The organism is Spartinivicinus ruber (assembly GCF_011009015.1).
Lineage (GTDB): Bacteria > Pseudomonadota > Gammaproteobacteria > Pseudomonadales > Zooshikellaceae > Spartinivicinus > Spartinivicinus ruber.
The window spans coordinates 3521951-3542785 of the sequence record NZ_CP048878.1 but is presented as its reverse complement, the minus strand read 5'-3'; the positions used below and the strand labels follow the sequence as shown (position 1 = coordinate 3542785).

The 20835-nt window shown below is 42.0% G+C and carries 18 protein-coding genes; 12 read left to right on the top strand and 6 right to left on the bottom strand.

Annotation, left to right across the window (positions count from 1 at the left end; translation table 11 throughout):
• Nucleotides 1-8: 8 nt before the first annotated feature.
• The 6 genes from G4Y78_RS16275 to G4Y78_RS16250 all read left to right on the top strand — a co-directional run bounded on the left by G4Y78_RS16275 (nt 9) and on the right by G4Y78_RS16250 (nt 6678).
• On the top strand, nt 9-599 hold the full coding sequence (locus G4Y78_RS16275) for a histidine phosphatase family protein (protein ID WP_163834026.1): 591 nt from the start codon (nt 9-11) through the stop codon (nt 597-599).
• Nucleotides 600-681: 82 nt separating this feature from the next.
• Nucleotides 682-1125: a DUF2214 family protein gene (locus G4Y78_RS16270; RefSeq protein ID WP_163834025.1), complete on the top strand. Its 444-nt coding sequence runs from the start codon at nt 682-684 to the stop codon at nt 1123-1125.
• Nucleotides 1126-1177: 52 nt separating this feature from the next.
• Nucleotides 1178-2671: a C10 family peptidase gene (locus G4Y78_RS16265; protein ID WP_163834024.1), complete on the top strand. Its 1494-nt coding sequence runs from the start codon at nt 1178-1180 to the stop codon at nt 2669-2671.
• A gap of 438 nt (nt 2672-3109) precedes the next feature.
• Nucleotides 3110-5197: a phage tail tape measure protein gene (locus G4Y78_RS16260; RefSeq protein ID WP_163834023.1), complete on the top strand. Its 2088-nt coding sequence runs from the start codon at nt 3110-3112 to the stop codon at nt 5195-5197.
• Nucleotides 5198-5410: 213 nt separating this feature from the next.
• Nucleotides 5411-6262, top strand: coding sequence for a DUF4123 domain-containing protein (locus tag G4Y78_RS16255; RefSeq protein ID WP_163834022.1), 852 nt, complete (start codon nt 5411-5413; stop codon nt 6260-6262).
• A 14-nt stretch (nt 6263-6276) separates the two neighbouring features.
• Entirely contained in the window at nt 6277-6678 is a 402-nt protein-coding gene (locus G4Y78_RS16250; RefSeq protein WP_163834021.1) for a hypothetical protein, read from the top strand.
• A 13-nt stretch (nt 6679-6691) separates the two neighbouring features.
• On the opposite strand, the gene G4Y78_RS16245 is transcribed toward G4Y78_RS16250, so the two are convergent.
• The 4 genes from G4Y78_RS16245 to G4Y78_RS16230 are packed head-to-tail and all read right to left on the bottom strand — an operon-like array spanning nt 6692 to nt 11183.
• The gene (locus G4Y78_RS16245) at nt 6692-7474 is read right to left on the bottom strand and encodes a polysaccharide deacetylase family protein (RefSeq protein WP_163834020.1); all 783 of its coding nucleotides are present in this window, start codon (nt 7472-7474) and stop codon (nt 6692-6694) included.
• 4 nt (nt 7475-7478) lie between these two features.
• A complete protein-coding gene (locus tag G4Y78_RS16240) occupies nt 7479-8663 on the bottom strand; it encodes a glycosyltransferase family protein (RefSeq protein ID WP_163834019.1) in 1185 nt (394 codons plus the stop codon).
• Nucleotides 8660-9880 carry a glycosyltransferase family protein gene (locus tag G4Y78_RS16235; protein ID WP_163834018.1) on the bottom strand — a complete coding sequence of 407 codons (1221 nt, stop codon included), beginning with the start codon at nt 9878-9880 and terminating at the stop codon, nt 8660-8662. The genes G4Y78_RS16240 and G4Y78_RS16235 overlap by 4 nt, the downstream gene beginning before the upstream one ends.
• Nucleotides 9881-9911: 31 nt before the next feature.
• A complete protein-coding gene (locus tag G4Y78_RS16230; protein WP_163834017.1) occupies nt 9912-11183 on the bottom strand; it encodes an adenylate/guanylate cyclase domain-containing protein in 1272 nt (423 codons plus the stop codon).
• A 293-nt stretch (nt 11184-11476) separates the two neighbouring features.
• On the opposite strand from G4Y78_RS16230, the gene G4Y78_RS16225 reads away from it, so the two are divergent.
• A complete protein-coding gene (locus tag G4Y78_RS16225) occupies nt 11477-12850 on the top strand; it encodes an adenylate/guanylate cyclase domain-containing protein (protein WP_163834016.1) in 1374 nt (457 codons plus the stop codon).
• 19 nt (nt 12851-12869) lie between these two features.
• Here the strand turns inward: G4Y78_RS16225 and G4Y78_RS16220 are convergent, their stop codons facing one another.
• Entirely contained in the window at nt 12870-13517 is a 648-nt protein-coding gene (locus G4Y78_RS16220) for an HD domain-containing protein (protein ID WP_163834015.1), read from the bottom strand.
• Nucleotides 13518-13599: 82 nt separating this feature from the next.
• Nucleotides 13600-14055 (bottom strand): cyclic nucleotide-binding domain-containing protein, encoded by a 456-nt coding sequence (locus G4Y78_RS16215; protein WP_163834014.1) that lies wholly within the window; start codon nt 14053-14055, stop codon nt 13600-13602.
• Between the two features lie 533 nt (nt 14056-14588).
• On the opposite strand from G4Y78_RS16215, the gene eat reads away from it, so the two are divergent.
• From eat to G4Y78_RS16190, 5 genes are read left to right on the top strand one after another with little or no spacing between them, the layout of a single operon-like run.
• A complete protein-coding gene (gene eat, locus G4Y78_RS16210) occupies nt 14589-16025 on the top strand; it encodes an ethanolamine permease (RefSeq protein WP_163834013.1) in 1437 nt (478 codons plus the stop codon).
• A gap of 56 nt (nt 16026-16081) precedes the next feature.
• Nucleotides 16082-17464 (top strand): glutamine synthetase family protein, encoded by a 1383-nt coding sequence (locus G4Y78_RS16205; RefSeq protein ID WP_163834012.1) that lies wholly within the window; start codon nt 16082-16084, stop codon nt 17462-17464.
• 16 nt (nt 17465-17480) lie between these two features.
• Complete coding sequence (locus G4Y78_RS16200; RefSeq protein ID WP_163834011.1) at nt 17481-18908, top strand: aldehyde dehydrogenase family protein; 1428 nt, start codon at nt 17481-17483, stop codon at nt 18906-18908.
• Complete coding sequence (locus G4Y78_RS16195) at nt 18908-20101, top strand: iron-containing alcohol dehydrogenase (RefSeq protein WP_230425603.1); 1194 nt, start codon at nt 18908-18910, stop codon at nt 20099-20101. Before G4Y78_RS16200 ends, G4Y78_RS16195 begins: the two co-directional genes overlap by 1 nt.
• 5 nt (nt 20102-20106) lie before the next feature.
• Entirely contained in the window at nt 20107-20820 is a 714-nt protein-coding gene (locus G4Y78_RS16190) for a glutamine amidotransferase-related protein (protein ID WP_163834010.1), read from the top strand.
• The last annotated feature ends 15 nt before the right edge of the window (nt 20821-20835 follow it).

Sequence of the window (20835 nt, the reverse complement as noted above, 5' to 3'; positions counted from 1 at the left end):
CTCTAATAATGCAGTCAATTTACTTTTTACGTCACTGGCCAACTGCCTGGAACCAGCAAGGCTTAATTCAGGGGCGTTGTGATGTCCCCTTAACTGACACCAGTATCGCCCAGTTAAAAACACTGCAAATACCAGCTGTTTGTCAGATTAAGCAATGGTATGTAAGTCCCTTGCAACGGGCCCAGCAAACTCTAGTGGGTTTGGGTTTAACAGGAGACGTGGCAGAGCCATTGACAGAAATGGACTGGGGGGAGTGGGAAGGAAAGTCATTAATTGAGCTTCGAGGTCTTGATCCCAGAATGGCATTGGAAGAACCAAAAGGGATTCATTTGCAATGCCCAGGAGGGGAGTCACCACTTGAAGTACAACACCGGTTGTTAAATTGGTTACAAACATTGGCTGATACGGATGAAACAATAGGCGTTGTGACTCACAAAGGCGTGATACGTGCGCTACTTGCCGCTGCCTGCCAATGGAATATGACCAATAAGTCCCCGGTTAAGCTTAATTGGCAGTGCCTGCATCAATTCGGTTGGGATGGTAAAAAACTCCATTTAATAAAAGCAAACATTCCCTTACTTAACCGAACAGGTCCTTAAAAGTTACGAATGAAACACTTGCTAGCATAGTGAAGTGGCAATTGATATCCTGCTGTTTTTTAATTATTAGTCTGGAATTAAAATGGATTATATCATTACCAAATATATTCACTTGTTAGCTACTTTGCTCCTATTTTCTACCTGTGTAGCAGAGCATTTACTATTATCAGACCGTATGCAGCGAGTTGAAATTAAGAGACTGGCCATTATTGATGCGATCTTTGGTGTTTCAGCACTTGTCGTATTACTGTCTGGACTTGTACTGGTATTGTGGCTAGGAAAACCTACCGATTACTATTTAGCCAATTGGCTGTTTCACTTAAAAGTAACGGTATTTATTGTAGTGGCCTTACTTACTATCTATCCAACAATCTATTTTATTAAAACCAGAAAAGCAGGAAATTTGACTGATATGGTCGAGCCACCGAAAACGATTAAAATGATGATTCGGGTAGAGTTACTGGGTATTATTATTTTACCACTACTAGGTGTTATGATGGCCAATGGTTTTGGAATACCAGGGTAACTAAAATAGTAGTGTATTTATTTGATTGTTGTAAGTGGAGTGCTTCAAATTAATGAAAAATAAAAAATGCTTCATGCCTTTATTATGTTGTACCAATTTATTAATTGGTTTGTCTACTTCTGTAAGTGTTCTAGCAGATACTTTATCAGTTGAAACTGCCAAGCAAATAGCACTACAAACTTATCGAAATAAAGTGCTTAAAGATACTCAGAAAGCTAAAGCTGAAATTACTGATATTCAAATTAAAAATAATGCACTTGGAGAAAATCAATTTTATATAATTCAGTTTAATCGTAAGGGGTTTGTGATTGTTGCTGCTGATGATGAGAATAAGCCTGTTATTGCCTATGGTGCAGATCATGGTGATAGTATAGGTTTTGATCAGAACAATACAGCTTTTAACGGTTGGCTTGAACAATATGCAAATCAATTGAAGGATAAAGCTAATAAACAACAAGACACTAAATTGTCTGATGGGTTAGCCCCTAGAAGCAGAGTTGCAAGAAGTGTCCACCGAGTAGAGCATGAGGCTGAGACAGCCATTGCACCATTAACTACATCGGAGTGGTCCCAAAATGGTTATTATAATGACTGGGTACCCAATGATTATTTAACAGGATGTGTGGCTACTGCGTTGGGGCAGTTTTTAAAATATTACCAGTACCCTTCTGTGGGGACGGGAAGCCATACTTACAAATACCCTGATCAGGATGAAATTACCGTCAATTTTGCTGCAACTACCTATCAATGGGACAGCATGGACAATAACTTAGCAGAAGCCAATGATGAAGTAGCTAAATTATTATTTCATGCCGGGGCGGCAGTCAGTACTTTATATGGTAATAAAGTGTCACTTGCTGGCATGCGTTATATTCCTAATGCATTGGAGAAACATTTTGGCTATGTCACAAATGGTTTTGAGTATGTATCCAATTACTCGAGCGCTGAATGGCAAACATTAATTCTTGATGAATTAAAGTCTAAGCGGGTAGTGATTTTAACCGGTTTAAGTGAGCAGGGAGCTGGTCACGCTTGGGTAGTTGATGGTTATGATGGCAAGGGCTATTTTCATATGAATTGGGGATGGGGAGGGAGTATGAATGGCTATTTTTTACTTAATCAACCCAATCCCAGAACTAATTACAATTTTAACCAGCGTATGGCTTTTGTTAGAGCAGCGCCAAAACCATCACTAGCCCATATTCCTTTTTGCCAGGGAACCCAGTATTTAACGGATAATCAGGGTACATTAAGTGATGGCAGTGGTAGCTGGAATTATCCAGTCGATAGTGATTGTAAGTTTATTATCCAACCTACTCAACCAGGTAAAATTACGCTTAACTTCACTGAGTTTGTTACAGAGCGTTCCTATGATTTGGTGAAAATTTATGATGGAACGACTACCAGTTCACCTTTAATTGGCCAGTTTTCAGGAAGCCAAATACCAGCAACAATGACTTCAACCAGTGGCAGTATGCTGATTCACTTTTCAAGTGACGAGGTAGTAACTAAAAAAGGTTGGACTGCCAATTATACTGTTCAATAAAAGACTATTCCTACCTCTATGGAGAGCGTTATGAGAGGGTGTAGAAAATAAATTAAATGTCTGATATGGAATAATAGACAATTGTTTTATAATATGTAGGGATTATTAATTTTTTCCACTATAAAAAGTGAAGGTATCATGCTTCGTGTGATACCTGTCTTGTTTTTTACTATTAAAAAATTAGTTAATTTTATTTTTTTCAAGCATAATGCTTTAAAGTGAAAAACACAGTTAGGTAAATTAATATTTAATACTGCTTAATGTTTAGTAGTTAGGCTTTTAGTTGATAAAACACAGTTATAAATACTTTACGTCTAACAATTAATAAATATAAAAACTCTCACAAGGATGGGAGGTTGCTTATAAGAAAGCTTATATTTTAGGCTGCTTATATCGCCATTTGGGAACTCTATAAATATAACAAATAGGTGATTAATAATGGCTAATAATTCTATCCAGCATACTAATGTTAGTCAGCCTACTCAACAGGCTATACAAAGAGCATTAATTTATAATGATTCTTCGACAGGTAATAGTAGACAACAGTCGTTTTCTACAGTTATTAATAAAGCTGTTGTCCCCAGGATTGTTCGATCATTATCAAATGAGCCGCAAGTTGGCTCTGTGCAGCAAGAATCTACCCGAACCAAACGAGCCGCTGAAGTGAAAAGGGAGTCCCTGACGGCAGAAGTATCTGGTTCTAATATAGAACGAGGGGCGCAATTAAAAGTGTCTGATCGTAATGGAACTAGAGTAATTCATGATCGTGATGATGGGCAGATAGATGGAAAAATTCAGTTTCAAGTAAATCCTAATGAAAATGGTGATTACAGTATAAAAGTCGATAATGACCAAGCACCGGACTTCAGTTTTAATGCCAATGTAGGCAATACCCAAGTGGAAGGACTAAAACCAGGCATTCAAGATACGTTAAGTCATGCACCTGCAGTATCAATAATAAACAATGGGAACCAGCTGCAGATAAAGGCTAATTTTTCTGCAGAGCAAATCAATTTGTTTAAAACCATTACCAAGGGTAATTTAATTGGTAATTTAGGTAGTACGCCTGCAGATCCGCGCAATCAACAGTTTGAACGTCAGTTATTAGATGGTACGGCTGATCCTCATAAAGTAAGTCAATTACTGAGCCGCATTGATAATACCCGACAGTTAGCTATTAGTAATGTTAATGAGCGTTTATTTGATGTTGTCAATAATCTGCGTGAGTTAGAAGGAATTAATTTAAAGAAACCCTTATCTACAGATAGCTCGGCAGTGGCCAGTCAAAAATTGTTTGAAGGTATGCAACAAGTCAGTGCTTTGGGTACAGCACTACAGTCGACTTATGGGGATTTGCAACAAGCGTTAAAACAAGCAAATAGTTATGGGATATCTGATGAATATTTAGCTGCTGGATTAAAAGCGCTAGAATTTAATGGTAAAACAGGTGAAGCTGCTCTCAAGGCAATGGAAACAAAAATTCAATCGGCAGCGGATAATTTTTTTGATAAAGCAACAGAACTGATCAAAGTGGGTGATCAATTGATTGGTCGAATCAAAGACTATGAAGCCAAAAAACAGATGATGGATACCTTACAAACTGTTTTGGGTTTTGCAACCTTAAGTTTTTCCTTTGCTGGTGCAGCACGTAGCTTATTTAAAGGTGCTGCAGGTTTTTTAAAGGCGTCAAAAAATACTAAATTGTTAAAAGAGGGAGCTGATAACGCCAAGAGTGCAGCTGATGAAGCTCAAACTGCGCTTAATGAAGCTATCAAAAATACTCGACCCAGAGTGCCAGGTAGTGCCCGTTATCGGCCAGATTTAATTGCCTTGGATAGGCAGCGGGAGAAAACACTGGGGTTACAGAAAATTGCCGGAGACGCTCAAAAAGCATTCAATGATGGTGTGAAGGAGGTCAGTAAAAAACGTAATGCTTTATTAGACTCAGCGAAAACAGGATTGGATTCTGCAACCAGTACAGCATCAACAATTAATTTAACTATTGCACGGCATAGACCGGGTGTTGAGCAACCTGATACTGGGCTAGCTAACCAGACGGATCAATTTATGAGTTCTGGTGATAGCGCTGGGTTGCGTGATTCAGCCAGTTATCAACGTTTTCATAAGACATTTGTCGATATGTATTTGAAGTATGCAATTGCACTGGATATGGGGGATAAGGTGGCACACCATCATGCATATGGTGAATATGATGATGGTGGTTATGATATGGTACATATGCCACCACCTGAAGCACACCAGCAAAAGCGAAAAGAAATGGAAGCACAAGTCATAGAATTAAACAACAATGCGCAACCGGGAGAGTTTTACTACTTGGTGGACCAACGCAAGTCCAGAGGTTTCTGGCGGCAGTCATCATGGACGTTGGATATCGTTAAAATTGATACCGGTGCTTATATGAAGGTGCCAGAAAGAGCTTATTTGCATGGTAACAATGTAACTCGTGATTTCTCAGAGTTTATTCCAGACTTCGACGTTACTGACTATGTGGGGATTATAAGCTAGAGCAATTCACGGTAGGTATTATCACATTATGGTTTACTTATAGTGGCGTAACGTTACAAGCCAAAATAATGAAATAAAACATACATTCTTCACATCAATATAGCCCGGATAATTTATCAGACTAAAGCTTGAATTATCCGGGCTAGTCTGCTCAGTTCATACTACACTTTACTCAAGTACTTTCAGTATTAAGTGCTGTCATGAGGATGTACTATGACTGTCTTATATAAACAATGGCCTGACCTTCCTTGTTACCTGTTATTGGATGTGGGTAAGCATCCAGTGATTAATAGCTGGATTGACGACAGTTATAACAGTTATGCCATTTATTTAAATACGCCTTATGCTGCCTTGATGTCACTTTCTCCCCAGCTGGTCGAGTTATCTTTTGACTCTAAATTATGGGGGGTATTCCAGCGTCAGGGTATTTATAATCAGTGGGGGGTTCTATTATTTTCAAATGCTGGCTTTACCGCTATCGTACGCCATTGCCAGTGGTGGATTCAAGTGCAGACCCAAACTAAGATGACTGGAATATTTCGTTTATATGACCCTTTGTTGTGTTATAAGCTTTTTTTTCACTCATCTGATGTTCAGCGACAAAAACTTTTGGGTATTATTAATACCATTGCTTGTTTTGCTGATGGGTGGCATCAATTTGATAACCCAGAACCTAAGCCAGCTGACCATCAGTTCATATTGTCGCTCGATGTGAATCAATGGAAAGCGATTAAGGAAGACAAATCCGCCGTATTCAAACACAGACTGCTACAGCATATACAACAGCTGTTTCCCCATTTACTAAAAAAGAAAAGTACTGAACAACAGCAACAGTGGGTGAGTATGTTGATGGAGGAAGCAAAAGCACTGCATTTTAATAGTGCAAAAGATATTTTTATGTTTGTGAATATTATTGGCTTATTGGGGATGGATGCTTTAAACCCAAAAATGTACCCAGAAATATACCGGCTGTTAACTAATCAAGATGAAACTTCTCCTTCAGCAAGATTAAGTGAAGCTGCAATACTGGCGCAGCAGGCTGTAAGGCAGGTGATAGCTGATTAAGAGGATAAAAATCAATGAGAGGTGCGGGAGGAACATCCGGAGGAATAGGGTTGTTTTTTATTGGTTTAATCATGATGTGTGGTGGCTTTTACCTGTTATTTAACGCAATTTCTGTGCGCTCAACATTTGGAATGGGTATGGGTTTATATAGCTTTTCAGGATGGGGCGCTAATTTTACAATTACCAATGGTATGGTGATGATCCCCTTTATGTTTGGGATTGGGTTGGTTTTCTATGATGCCAAGAACATAATAGGTTGGGTTTTATTTATTGGTGCTTTGGTCGCATTAATATTTGGGGTCATTACGTCTATTCACTTTAGCCTTAAGGCGATGTCTGCTTTTGATTTAATTACTATTTTAGTACTGTCTATTGGGGGCTTAGGGTTATTTTTGCGTTCATTAAAATCATTTTAAAAGTGTCCTTGGTTTAACTATTAGGCGTAGTTTTAAGCGAAACCACACTGGCTTTACTAAATAACAAATTGGGCTTTTGCCATTTTATATGCGAGTAAGGTTGTAAAAATTCACATAATTGTTGGCAAAACTGCCAGCAGCCATCATCATGTGCCAAGTGGTGGGTCATTAACCCGGTAGCTTCTTGGCAATCAACCTGATTTAAACGTCGTGCTTTCAAATGTTGGGTCAGTTGTTCCAGGCAGTGTTGTTCACCAGCAAACTGTCGTTGTTTCCAATTAATGATATCCACATGAACATTTTGTACCACTAGATCTTTTCTTGTCGTGCGGGGACCTAAAGTGGATAAGCCAATATAATGCATATTGGCTAGCTCGTTTATTAGTGCTTTTGCCATCCGGTTCCAGGGAGGGACTAGTATCGGAAAGAACTGTTTTGGAAGTGCCTGTTGCAGGATATTTTGACCTGTTAATAATTCACTGGCGATAACTTCAAAAAGTCGGTTGGTACCTAATTCGCATTTTCGTTGATCAGCCGGGGCATGGTTTTGATGGCTATACCCATGTTGGCTCAGCCAAACCAAAGGATATTGTTCAACCAGTTCGATCAACGACAGTTCCAGCTGACTGGGAATAACTGCCAGGCAAACAGGAATTTGATGTGTATGGGTTAACTGAATTAATTGTTCCAGTGCAGGGCTGTTGGCATGGGCATCATCATCTCGCCACCACAGGGTGATGGTTTTTTTCGCTTTTTCCCAGGTTTTAATTTCTGTTGCTAATTGCTGCCAACTCATGGGGTTATTCGTTTAAAAAACCTTCTAGTTGTTTAATGGTTTGTTCTGCACCATTTATTTGTATGTTGCAGTGGGGATTAACTGGCTGAGATAGTAGACGACAAATGTTGTCTACCAATTGTTGTACGGTTAATGTGGCTTGATCTAAACAAGGGAAGCCAGTGATTTGGCTAAATTGCTGGGCGCGAAAACGTTGCTCTGTTTCAGTTCTAGTAGCAAAGGGTACCCAAATAGCCTGGCAACCTGCTTGTAATGTGTCCAGTAAAGTATTATAGCCAGCTTGGGATATTGAGAGGCGGGAACGGTTTAAGCATTGAAAAAAATCCTCTCGGATTGGCTCTATCATCATATTAGCAGGGCAGTTTTTCAGTAGCTGGCGATATTGCTGTTGGGGGAGGTTGGGCCCGGTAATCATCCGCCATGTCCAGTGTTTAGTTTGGGGCAGTTGGTTTAAATGATGGCAAGCTACTTGAGCCAAATCAAGCAACTCAAAACCCACGGCTCCGCCACCGGCAGATACTAAGATATCCTGCTGCAAGTTGTTTGGGTTTGTAGTCTTTTCATACGCAGGAGCGATATAGCCGGTATAACTAATTTTATCTTCAATTTGACTGGCCAGGGGAAAGGTTTGATCCAACATAATCAATTTGGGATCACCGTGCACCAGCACTTTGTCAAAGTAATCCTGCAACTGTTGGACAACCCACTGATGGCGACGTAAGTCGTGCTTTTCAACTAACACATCACGAATAGATGAAGCGACTAATGGCGCTGAGTCGACTTGGCGGCAGGCTTCAAGTAAAGGCACAAGTTCAAAGCGAAACTGACGACGACCAAAGGGGTACATTTCCAGTAGCACCACATCAGGTTGAATTTGTTGAAAATAGCTCAGTAGTCGTTCAGTACGTTGTTGTTTGATAATGTCATCAATTGGATTGCCATCTGCTTGAATCAACTGACTAAAATGGGCATCTGCTGCGGTTAAGGGAGGGAGTTGCAAATAATTGACAGCCCCAAAATTAATTTCTGCGACTGGTCTACCGCCTGCAATAACAAAAACCTCCCAGCCGGCGTTGACTGCTGCCTGGCTAATTCGAGCGGCTCGCTGCAGGTGGCCAATACCCAACAAGTGCTGCACATAAAGCAACAGGCGACGAGGCTGTTTTACTGGGGGTAGTAGTGGGCTCATGAAAGATTAGGTTCCAACTGAATACCCCGCTTGCTCATGATATGATTAAAACGCTGGCCAATGGTATCGATGCCACTTAAATAAGTATTTGCCTGTAAAGTGTAAGGGCGTTCCTGGTTAGGCAGTGCTTGTAGTGCATTAATCATTTTATCGGTGGTATCAGGGCCTGTTAGCTGGTCAGGATCAAGCATGGTAGCCCAACCTAATTCGGCTGCTTTTTGGGCACGAATAAACTGTTCAAGGCGAGGCTCTTTTCTGGGAATTAATAATGCTCGCTGATTAAAAGACAATATTTCACAAAAAGTGTTGTAGCCACCCATAGCGACCACAGCTTGGGCATTGGCCATAACATGCTCAAGCTGACTGATAAAGGTTAACAGCTTAACCCGCGATAATTTCTTTGCTCGGTGTTCAAACGCTTGTCGATCATGACTGTTCATAAATGGGCCTGCAATAATCACTGCTGGCCAAGGCAATTTAGCCTCTGCTTGCTCATAGGCACGTAGCACCCAGTCCACCATTTCTACGCCATCACCGCCTCCCCCCGGGGTAACCAATAGATAGTGCTCTGGCAAATCACTTAGTGGTTCTTTTTTCTGGGGAAGGTGGCGATGCAGGAACCCAGTATACAGCCCACGTTGCTCAATTTCATCGGCAAAGGATAAACCTTGCAGAGGGTTACCCATCAGTTGAGGACCATATACCCAGATATCGTCGTACTGCTGTAAAATCTCTCGGGTAATGCCTTTGTGTTCCCACTCTTTTTGTAACAATGCTGGTGCATCCAATACATCCCTTAAACCAAGCACGGTATGGACGCCTTGTTGATGGAGGTGGTTCAGGGTCCGTTTGACTTCGCCTTTGAGGCCTAGTGGCTCTTTGTCCACAATAAACACATCGGGCTGAAAACTATTAGCTGTGTGAAAAATAATAGACTCACGAATAGAAAGGGTTTCTTCTAGGTTTATATGCAACCCCATAGATGTGTAGTCACCATTGTACAGCTTAATTACACCAGGAATTCTGACAAAATCTACCCTCGCTTTAAATTCAAACCGACCAATCAGGGCAGAACCACTTAAAATAAGAATGGAAACCCCTTTATACCTTCTCACCAGGCTGTGAGCAATGGTGCGGCAGCGGCGTAAATGACCCAGACCATAGGTATCGTGACTGTAAATTAAGACTTTAGCATGATGAGGCGTTGGCTGGATCATGAGTATAAACTGATTTAGCAGGGAAGGCCGACTATAAAGCAACTTCTAAATGATTGGTAGAGAAATCTGTCGTACATTGTTCTAGACGATAGACGGCCAGCGGTTCTGCCACGCCTTTAACGGTATATTTACCCACAAAGTGAACAGGATGATTAATCAGGCTGGCAAATTCATCAGACATTAATAAATTAGTGCCAACCACTTTAGTTAACTCTTCAATTCGAGCAGTGCGATTAACAGCTGGCCCCATAATTGTAAAGTCCAGCCGTGATGGTGAGCCAACATTACCATAAATGACTTCCCCTTGATGTAGTCCCACCCCAAATTCAATAATGGGTTGGCCTTTGCTGACCAGTTCGGCATTGAGGGTTTGAATTTGTTCATAAGCTAAGATAGCAGCATCCAATGCGGATTCACAGGCATTATTAATGGTACTGGCGGCATCTTTAGTGAATAAAATTAACATGGCATCACCAATAAAACGCAGGACCTCACCACCACGGTGGGTTACCGCATTGGTAATAATTTCAAAATAGGCATTAATGAGTTCCAACATATGTTGGTTTTCTAACGATTCAGTAAGAGCTGTGAAATTACGTAAATCACTATACCAGAGGGCCGCTTCAATAATTTCACTATCCCCTCGCTTGATATTACCTTTTAATATTTTTTGCCCAGTTTTTGGGCCAACATATGTATTTAATAATGAACGGATAATATCGCGGGTGGTATAAACCTCAAGAATAGGGTTTAAATAGTCCAATAATAATGACAGCTTTTGAATATCCTGTTCAGAAAAACCTGCCGGGTGGTCAGTAGCAATAGTAAAGGTATTGATATAGCCATCAGTGAATTGCAAAGGGAACACAATATAATCCGTGACCTGGGTTGCCGCTAATTCTTGCAAAATAATATGTGCCTGACTGATATCAATTTCGGACAGTTTATAGCGAACTATTTGATTGGTTTGACGAACCTTTTCGATGGGGCTCCCTTGGTATGAGCTAGTAGCCTCAATACCATGTTCAGGGGTATACACGTCAATTTGCTCCCGTCCTCGCCACCAGGTAAAGGCTTTGCCAGTAATCTCAGGATGTATTGTATGGAGGGTAAAGCGAATCCGAATGATGGGCAGGCCCGCTTCTAATAGTTGGTCGGCCAGTGCTCGTAACAGCTTACAGCGATCATTCAGCTTGCGCCCGTCAGTGATTAGCCAAACTAGCAGGGAAGCCAGGGGCCAGCTGGTAGTATCTCCTAATAAGGATTGAATGGTTTGCAGCTGTTGGGTGTTATTCGTTTTCACAGTCTCTACTTAACTACTCTATTTTCTAACAGTGTAGACAAGAGCTGTATCCTTTTTATTCTATATATCCACTCTCGAGTGATTTCTTAGGTTTGTTGGTGTCATTCTTCACCCCAATCATTAATAAATGCATAAGCTCATGGGGCTATCACTCGATGGGCTAGGTATTCAATTAATGCAGCTATCGCTAGCTTCACAATAGTAAGCTAGCTCCCTAAAAAACCATTCGTTTTGGCTATAGTACATTAACAGACTAGTTATATGGCCAATACTTATTAGAAGGGCTGCACGTTATGGTGTGGAAGAAGCTAACATCGCAGTTTTTCCAGGGTAATTTTGTATCGCTCAGTAATGAGCTTCCTGAGCGCTTTAAACAAGCGGTACAGCGTCAGCAAATAATAGGTGAACAATTAATTGCTGGCATTGAATTTGTTATTGTCGTACTTTTCTGGTTGCTGTACTCACTCTCACCTAAAACCTTTAGCAAAGCGACAGGCGATTTGGCGAATCCTCTTTTTAGTTATGAAGAGGTCGTCCAATTGGTTCAGGCAGAGCCAGTCCCTTGGGCGTTATCCATTTATTTAGGGTTTGCTGTCAGCCGGTTATGGCTAGTTTATTACCGCCCTAAGGATAATTGGCATGCCCATCTATCGATTGTAATGGACTTTGCTTTGCTATACGGCTTAATTTGGTGCTTTCATATCCAGTACCAGCAGCCACCTTCCTTCTACTTAAAAGCACCGACGCTATTGTATGTTTTTATTTTTATTGCCATTCGCAGTTTACGGTTTGAGGCACGGTTTGTGCTGCTGGCTGGTATAGTGGCAGTGGTTGGCTGGTTGATGATGGTGGCTTATGTGGTGTTTAGCCAGCCAGGGATGCCTATGATTACACGGGATTATGTGGCATATCTGACCTCAAATTCAGTTTTGCTAGGGGCCGAGTTCGATAAGATGATCACCATGGTCTTTGTTACCTTGATTTTGGCTTTAGCCATTACCCGAGCGCGCTTTTTATTAATCGAGGCGGTAGTTGAGTCGCAAGCTGTAGAAGATTTGGCTCGATTTGTGCCAACTCAAGTGGCAAAAAATATTACCCGGGCAGAACAGCGGGTAGCTGCGGGTTATGGGGAAGTAAGAGAAGCCACGATGTTATTTACAGATATTGCTGGCTTTACCAGCTTAAGTGAAGAATTATCTCCTGAAACGCTTATCCAGGTGCTAAATCATTATTTTAGTGTAGTAGCCCAACCCATTGAGGCATGTGGCGGTACTATCAATCAATTTCAAGGGGACGCCATCTTAGCTAGCTTTAACTTACCTACTGCAGATGATGACCATGCTAAACATGCTATTGAAGCGGCTCTGGCTATTCAGCAAGCGCTGGCTAAAGACCAAATTGCCTTAACGACGCGAATTGGCATTAATACAGGGTTAGTGGTAGGTGGTTTGGTAGGGACCAAAGACCGTTTAACTTATACGGTACATGGTGATGCAGTGAACTTGGCTGCACGGTTGGAGGCATTGAACAAACAATACAGTACATTAATTCTATTGTCGGAGAGAACCAGAAGCCTTGCGGGTGAAGTATTTGATTATCAGCGAGTGGGGGAGGTGCAGGTGAGAGGTCGCACCCAACCCACTTCAATCTATACCCTTTGCGAATGAAGTTTATGCTTTGGCTTTGTTATTTATTGCAGCTATGAAACCCTTGTTGGTTCAGTTCATTGATGAGTCGTTGGAGATTTTCTTGGGCTTGTGTGCCATAACGTTGTTGAAAATATTCTGTGAAAAAAAACGTTTCCCGTTTTAATAGAGATTCTAAAAAAGCCAACTGTTTAGGGTAAAACTCGCTATCACATAAATGACTACATTCTGCACGTACATTTGTGCTGTCACGTAAAAAATCTTGCCAGGGTAGGGCCATGCTGGATAAATCAATATCCGCTAAATACTGGCCATCAAGAGTAGAAGGTGTATGTTTGTGAGTAGTATCAAGGATGAGGTCGTATACTTGATCAGCAAATTTGGGCTTCAGCTTTTCGGCGACATATTCTTTAAAAAACATCGCGCTTTGAAATTCATTATCACAGGCCCCGCGTTCGTAGATCACATCATGAAACCAAATGGCCATTTCCACTGCATCAGGTGCAGTTAAAAACTGGCTGACTTGATCAAATTGCTCCAGACAAAACTTGATATGGTCCGTCGAGTGATAATAACGTTCATTAGAGTCATAGTAAGAATAAATACGGTTAAAAACTGTACTTGCGTCGTGGTCGTTATTATCAGCAACAGTTCTACTCCATAACTTACAAAACCGCCGTTGCATCATAGGGTCTGAATACCGTCTTAGTATCTATTTTTATTGTAGTGTAATTTCTTATACCACTCATTCGGGTATCTTGAAAAGGGCGTTACACCTGTAACTGCTCATGCAGTTGCTCATATTGCCGTTGGGCTTCGGCAATTTTAGCACTAAGTTGATGCATTACATCAAGAGCAACCCCAGGATTTTCTGAAAGGAGTGTGAGGAAAACGTCAGCATTGATTTTTAGTACATGTACTTCGCCTTTAGCTCGAATAGTTGCAGAGCGGGGGGACTTCATTATCACAGCCATTTCGCCAATCAAGGCATTACGCCCACGTGTAGCTGTAACCATATCTCCTGTTGAGGTATGAGCAACCACCTCGACTTCACCACGCATAATGACATAGGCACTGTCTGGTGGATCGTTTTGTTCAAATAGCACTTCTTTGTCTTTGTAACAAAGCGCTTCGCTGGTAAAAGCCAACAACCGTAACTTGGACGGATCCATTTTGGAGAACATGGGCACCTGGCTCAGTTGTTCGACTTCTTCTTTAATATCCAAGATTATGCCTCTCTACCAACGGGGTTACCCATGAGAATAACAAAATTCCCTGTTAACGGGTAATTCACTTAATACACTTTAGTTATACTCTATCTCATTGTATTAAGAGAATAGTTATATAATTCTAATATTTTGTTGTGAGTGTCGATAGCTCCCTAATTAAATAATAGCGTTTATTTTGTAAATTATTGTTATGTATCATAGCTGACTTTCTTTCTCTCATTTTTAACATAGGTATACAGCACCCGTCTTTCAGTGATATGGTAGCATTATTATGGCAGTTTAATGGGAGCTAATCTGCATTATACTGTTATTGGCAAATAGTAACTGGCACTGGCTTATTTGTTGAGTAAGTGAGCAGCTATTTGTCGGTTGAAAAATCACCCAGCAGATGGTTTCTATAGCCAAAAGTATAAAATAAAAATAATAATTCCTTCGCCAAAGATCCTTTAATAACCTGTCTGGTGATGGAGTTTTGCTCGCTAATTACTGTACCCAAGCTTTTGAGCCTGAGGATAATAACAAGGAAAGTTATGACAGAAATCAATTCTTCTTCAGTCATCAGTTATGAAACGGTTTCTACGGAGTATTTTTCTAAACGCCAACTAAAGCAAGGTGCAGCTGGTTGGGTATTGCTTGCCAGTCTTGGTGTTTCTTATGTTATATCCGGTGATTTTTCCGGGTGGAATTTCGGTTTAACCCAGGCAGGTTTTGGTGGCATGTTAGTGGCAACGATTGTGATGGCTATTATGTATTGCTGTTTAGTCTTTGCTTTGGCGGAGTTATCCGCTGCTATTCCTACAGCTGGCGGTGGTTATGGCTTTGCCCGGCAAGCGATGGGACCTTGGGGTGGTTTCATTACCGGCAGTGCGATTTTATTAGAATATGCGATTGCACCGGCGGCTATTGCCGTCTTTATTGGCCATTATGTCAATTCGTTGCTTGGCATCAATGGGCCATGGGTTTACCTGGCTTTTTATAGTGTTTTTATTGCTGTTCATTTGGTCGGGGTAGGGGAAGCACTCAAGCTGATGTTTGTGATTACAGCCTTGGCACTATTGGCCATTGGTGTTTTTGTGGTAGGTATGTTTCCCCATTTTCAGTGGGCAAATTTGCTGGATATCCCCATTAATTCTGATGCATTGGGTGCCAGTGCTTGGTTGCCTAATGGCTGGATCGGGATTTGGAGTGCACTACCTTTTGCCATGTGGCTGTTTTTAGCGGTAGAAGGGGTACCACTCGCGGCGGAGGAAGCTCAGCAACCAGCTAAAGATATGCCAAAAGGGATCATTTGGGCCATGATGGTTTTATTATTATTAGCGGGCTTGGTGCTATTTTTAGCGCCCGGTGGGGCAGGAGCTGCGTTGATACAAAACCATGGAGCCCCCCTGGTTGGTGCGCTAGAGGCGGTATATGGCAAAGGTTCCAGTGCTTCGGTATTTGTCAATGTGGTTGGCCTGGCAGGTTTAATTGCCAGCTTTTTTTCTATTATTTTTGCCTATTCACGGCAAGTGTTTGCTTTATCCCGAGCGGGCTATTTACCACGATTTTTATCATTAACTAATCAACGAAAAGCACCAGCAGTAGCATTGATTGTGCCCGGTGTTTTGGGTTTTGGCCTATCGTTAACTGGTGAAGGGGATTTACTCATAACCATGGCAGTGTTTGGTGCCACTATTTCTTATGGCATGATGATGCTTTCCCATATTTTACTGAGAAAAAAAGCACCTGAATTAAAGCGGCCCTATTATACGCCAGGGGGTGTATATACGGCAGCGATTGCTTTGTTTTTAGCCGTTATTGCGTTAATCAGTACGTTTATGGTTAATTTAGCCGCGGCTGCCTGGTCAGCATTATTTTTTCTGGTGTTATTGGCTTATTTTGCTCTCTATAGTCGTCACCATTTAGTGGCACAAGCTCCAGAAGAGGAATTAGCGGCTATTGCCAAAGCCTCTGCTGAATTAACCTAAGAACATCCTAACCATCTATTTCGAATTAATACGCTGTATTGAATAAGGAAGTTACAATGGCAGATCCAATAACTGCGCGACAAGTTGCCAATCGACAAGACTTAGCTCAGCTGGTTAAAGAACGGGAGCTATCTCATATTAAGGTGGGGCTATTTGACTTGGATGGCCTTATGCGCGGTAAATACATGAGCCGGGATAAATTTTTTAAAGCGGTTGATTCTGGTTTTTCTTTTTGTGATGTGATTTTAGGTTGGGACATCAAAGACCAACTATACGATAACGTTTCTTATACTGGGTGGCATACAGGTTATCCTGATGCAGCGGTTGAGCTATTACCCAACACCTGCCGTGAGCTTCCATTAGAAGACAATATGCTACTGATTTTAGGTCAGTTAACGGGCCGTGCTGAAGCGTTATGCCCTCGTGGCTTATTGCGTAGGGTATTGCAAACCGCTGATGATATGGGTTATCAGGTTAAAGCGGCGTTTGAATATGAGTTTTTTCTGTTTGATGAAACCCCTGATAGTGCCCATGAAAAAGGGTTTCGTCAGTTAAAACCAGCTACGCCTGATTATTTTGGGTATTCGATTTTACGTAATAGTGTTCATGCTCAGTGGTACCATGAAATATTAAACCTTGCTGAATCCATGGACTTTCCCATTGAAGGGTTGCACACGGAAACGGGGCCTGGTGTGTTGGAAGCAGCATTGAGTGTAGATGATGCCTTAAATGCAGCAGATAAAGCCGCTCTATTTAAAACGTTTATTAAAGTATGGGCACAAAAAAATCAGCGAATGGCCACATTTATGGCGAAGTGGTCTAATGAATACCCTGGGCAAAGCGGCCATATTCATCTTTCCCTGGTTGATAAAAATACAGGCCAACCGGTATTTTACGCTGCTGATCAAAAACATACCATGAGTGAGGTACAGCGTTATTTTATAGGTGGCTTACAGCAACAGCTGCCAGAATTTTTACCTTTACTGGCCCCAACCATTAATAGTTATCGGCGGCTGATACCTGGTTTTTGGGCACCCACCCATGCGACCTGGGGATTCGAAAATCGTACCACGGCTATTCGAGTTATTTCCGGTGGTGAGCAAAGCCAGCGGTTGGAAATGCGGTTGGGTGCTGCTGATGCCAATCCTTATTTGGCTTTGGCTGCAACAATTGCAGGGGGGTTATTAGGGGTTCGTTCAGCAGCCGAGCCGTCACCAGCGATTGTTGGCAATGCCTATGATACAACCATTCCTGAGGAGCAAGCATTACCAGCCACTTTATGGGAAGCTGCTCAACGGTTTCGGCAATCAAGTGTTGCTCGTGATTATTTTGGCACTGCTTTTGTCGAGCATTTTGCTGCTTCCCGTGAGTGGGAAGTGCGGGAGTTTCAAAAACATATTACCGACTGGGAGCTAGAGCGGTATTTTGAAATTATTTAATAAGTGAGGAAAGAGGATGTCCACCAACGCCGTATTTCAAACAATTTCTCCCATCAATAATCAGGTATGGTTAGAACGGCCCTATGCAAATAAAAGGCAGGTTGTTGCGACGCTAACAAATGCCATTAAAGCTCAACAACTGTGGTGTAAACTAGCTTTGAGTGAGCGAGTTGCCTATTGCCAGAAAGCGATGAATTATTGCCTCAGTCAACAGCAAGCGATAGGGCGGGATATTTGTTGGCAAATGGGGCGCCCGTTATTACAAGCAGAGCGTGAAGTATCTGTTATGGTTGAGCGGGCAAATTATATGTTGGAGGTGGCTGAGTCTGCCTTAGCACCTGCCCAGTTACCCTATAGGCCTGGCTTTAACAATAAATTAGTGCGAGAACCATTGGGTCTGGTGATGGTGATTGCTCCTTGGAATTACCCTTTATTAACTGCTATTAATTCGATTATTCCGGCGCTAGTGGCTGGTAATGGAGTGATCTTAAAACATTCTTCACAAACGCCGCGTTGTGCTGAATGGTTAGCAGAAGCGTTTAAGCAAGCTCAGTTGCCGGAAGGAGTATTTCAATATTTGCATCTTGATCACCAAACGACAGGTGAACTATTAACTGCCAAGGAAATTAACCATGTGGTGTTAACTGGGTCTGTGGCTGTAGGGAAGCAGGTGGAGAAACAACTCGCTGGTCACTTTAAAACTATTAGCTTAGAGTTGGGTGGCAAAGATGCTGCTTATATACGACCTGATGCTGATCTTAAGTCGAGTGTTGCCAGTGTGGTCGATGGGGCGTTTTTTAATAGTGGCCAATCTTGTTGTGGCATTGAGCGGCTATATATCCATCAGGAGGTGTACGACCAATGTTTACCAATGATTATTGATGCTGTTAAACAATATCAACTTGGTCATCCAGAGAATCAACACACAACCCTTGGGCCTATGGTTAGAGCCCGTGCGGCCAGTCAAGTGCTAACACAAATTCAACAGGCTATAGAACAAGGGGCCGAAGCAAGACTTGACTACCGATTATTTGTTGATGAAAAGGTGAATAATCCTCCACTCAAAATTAATACAGTTGACAGTGCCTATTTAGCACCTCAGATATTAACTGGGGTAAATCATCAAATGGCGGTGATGACAGAAGAAACCTTTGGACCTGTTTTACCAGTGATGAAAGTGGATAGTGACCTGCAGGCAGTTGAGTTAATCAATGACTCCGCTTATGGTCTTACGGCTGCTATTTATGGTAAAGACAGTGAAATAACCAGAAACATGGCCAGCCAATTGGCCGTGGGCACGGTATTTTTAAACCGTTGTGATTATTTAGACCCCGCATTGGCATGGACTGGGATAAAAGCATCCGGTAAAGGCTATTGTTTATCTAATTGGGGTTATGAAACAGTGACACGACCCAAGTCGTATCATTTTAAGGGGCAGCCGTAATGGAATACACTTCAGTGATCGAACAAATGCCTTGTCGCTGGCATTTTCCTACCGCTATTTTATTGGGTGTTGGTGAACGACAGCTGTTGCCTGAGCTTTGTTTGCAACATGATATTCAATCGCCACTGGTTGTAATAGACCCAGTGTTAGCGCAGTTACCTGTGTTTACAGCATTAATTGGTAAAATTGCCCGGGGTGGACTGAAATTAACGGTGTTCACCAAAATCAGTGGCAATCCAACTGGCCAACAAGTGATGGCGGGAGTGACACAATTTCGTTATCACCAACATGATGGCGTGATTGCTATTGGTGGCGGTAGTGCTTTGGATACTGGTAAAGCCATTGCGTTAATGGTAGGGCAAACTAAATCTCTCTGGGATTTTGAAGATATTGGCGATAATTGGAAGCAGGCTGATGCGGATAAAATTGTACCCGTAGTTGCCGTACCAACTACGGCTGGTACAGGTTCTGAAGTGGGTAGGGCCGCAGTCATTACGGATGAAAAAGTTCAGTTAAAGAAGATAATTTTTCACCCCAAAATGCTACCTTGCCAGGTGTTGTTAGACCCAGAGTTAACCTTGTGTTTACCGGCTAATTTAACGGCTGCTACTGGTATGGATGCATTAGCCCATAATTTGGAAGCATTTTGTGCGCCGGGTTATCACCCAATGGCAGCAGGGATTGCAGTCGAAGCGATTCGGCTAATTCGTCAATATTTACCCAGAGCCTATGTAAAAAGTGAAGATATTGAAGCAAGAACTCATATGTTAGTGGCTTCTTGTATGGGGGCAACGGCTTTTCAACGAGGCTTGGGAGCGATGCATGCGTTAGCTCACCCCATGGGAGCCCGCTATAATGCCCACCATGGTTTACTTAATGCAATACTTATGCCGTATGTTTTAATGGCTAACCACGCGAAAATATCAGGTCGTATTGTGCAGCTGGCTAAATATATTAATTTACCGCAAGCGGACTTTGCGGGATTTATGGAGTGGGTTTTAAGTTTACGGGATCGACTGGGTATTCCTCATACCTTAAATGCTGTGGGGGTGGCACTAAGTGATGTGGAAGAGCTGGCCGAGCTGGCAATTAAAGACCCTTCTGCAGCGACAAACCCTATTTTATTATCCGTTGATGAGTATGCGACACTTTGTGCCAATGCCATTACAGGCACATTGGAATTTTCAGGGTGATGATAATGAGGTTGGGTTTACTTCAATGTGACCATGTTACAACAGAATTACAGCCTGCTCACGGTGATTATCCTGAGCAATTTAAAGCGGTTTTTGAACGAGCTGGGGTGATAGTTGAGTGGCAGTGCTTTGACGCCACACAAGGAGTATTGCCTGACAATATTGATTGCTGTGATGCTTATTTAACCACAGGAAGCCGGTTTGGTGCTTATGAGCCACTGCCTTGGTTGACAGCTTTGTTGGAATTTTTACGACAGTTGTATCAAGCAAATAAACCTTTTGTAGGGATTTGTTTTGGCCATCAATTAATGGCTGAGGTGCTAGGAGGAAAGGTTGAAAAATCAGCAAAAGGTTGGGGGATCGGCGTTTCATTTAACCAAATAAAACAGCCGAAAAGTTGGATGCAACCATTTAAGCCAGAAGTGGATTTATTGGTCAGCCATCAAGATCAAGTGGTGGAACTGCCCGATAAAACTGAAATACTGGGTGGCAGCCAGTTTTGTCCTAACTATATCATTCAGCAGGGTAAATGGTTAGGCATTCAGGGACATCCTGAATTTACTAAAGCATATTGTCATGATTTGCTTAAACTCAGAAGTGAAAAATACTCTCCCGAACGGGTACGTGAAGCTGAATACTCCATGGCTGCGCCCGTCGATAGTGAACGAGTTATTCAGTGGGTAGCTGCCTTTATTCAGGAATCTATACAAAATCAATAAAACCAGGGAAAACAG

What these genes read in the sequence shown, in the direction of transcription:
- G4Y78_RS16275 (WP_163834026.1), top strand. Translation starts at nt 9, where the DNA reads ATGCAGTCAATTTACTTTTTACGTCACTGGCCAACTGCCTGGAACCAG.
- G4Y78_RS16270 (WP_163834025.1), top strand. Translation starts at nt 682, where the DNA reads ATGGATTATATCATTACCAAATATATTCACTTGTTAGCTACTTTGCTC.
- G4Y78_RS16265 (WP_163834024.1), top strand. Translation starts at nt 1,178, where the DNA reads ATGAAAAATAAAAAATGCTTCATGCCTTTATTATGTTGTACCAATTTA.
- G4Y78_RS16260 (WP_163834023.1), top strand. Translation starts at nt 3,110, where the DNA reads ATGGCTAATAATTCTATCCAGCATACTAATGTTAGTCAGCCTACTCAA.
- G4Y78_RS16255 (WP_163834022.1), top strand. Translation starts at nt 5,411, where the DNA reads ATGACTGTCTTATATAAACAATGGCCTGACCTTCCTTGTTACCTGTTA.
- G4Y78_RS16250 (WP_163834021.1), top strand. Translation starts at nt 6,277, where the DNA reads ATGAGAGGTGCGGGAGGAACATCCGGAGGAATAGGGTTGTTTTTTATT.
- G4Y78_RS16245 (WP_163834020.1), bottom strand. Translation starts at nt 7,474, where the DNA reads ATGAGTTGGCAGCAATTAGCAACAGAAATTAAAACCTGGGAAAAAGCG.
- G4Y78_RS16240 (WP_163834019.1), bottom strand. Translation starts at nt 8,663, where the DNA reads ATGAGCCCACTACTACCCCCAGTAAAACAGCCTCGTCGCCTGTTGCTT.
- G4Y78_RS16235 (WP_163834018.1), bottom strand. Translation starts at nt 9,880, where the DNA reads ATGATCCAGCCAACGCCTCATCATGCTAAAGTCTTAATTTACAGTCAC.
- G4Y78_RS16225 (WP_163834016.1), top strand. Translation starts at nt 11,477, where the DNA reads ATGGTGTGGAAGAAGCTAACATCGCAGTTTTTCCAGGGTAATTTTGTA.
- G4Y78_RS16220 (WP_163834015.1), bottom strand. Translation starts at nt 13,517, where the DNA reads ATGATGCAACGGCGGTTTTGTAAGTTATGGAGTAGAACTGTTGCTGAT.
- eat (WP_163834013.1), top strand. Translation starts at nt 14,589, where the DNA reads ATGACAGAAATCAATTCTTCTTCAGTCATCAGTTATGAAACGGTTTCT.
- G4Y78_RS16205 (WP_163834012.1), top strand. Translation starts at nt 16,082, where the DNA reads ATGGCAGATCCAATAACTGCGCGACAAGTTGCCAATCGACAAGACTTA.
- G4Y78_RS16200 (WP_163834011.1), top strand. Translation starts at nt 17,481, where the DNA reads ATGTCCACCAACGCCGTATTTCAAACAATTTCTCCCATCAATAATCAG.
- G4Y78_RS16195 (WP_230425603.1), top strand. Translation starts at nt 18,908, where the DNA reads ATGGAATACACTTCAGTGATCGAACAAATGCCTTGTCGCTGGCATTTT.
- G4Y78_RS16190 (WP_163834010.1), top strand. Translation starts at nt 20,107, where the DNA reads ATGAGGTTGGGTTTACTTCAATGTGACCATGTTACAACAGAATTACAG.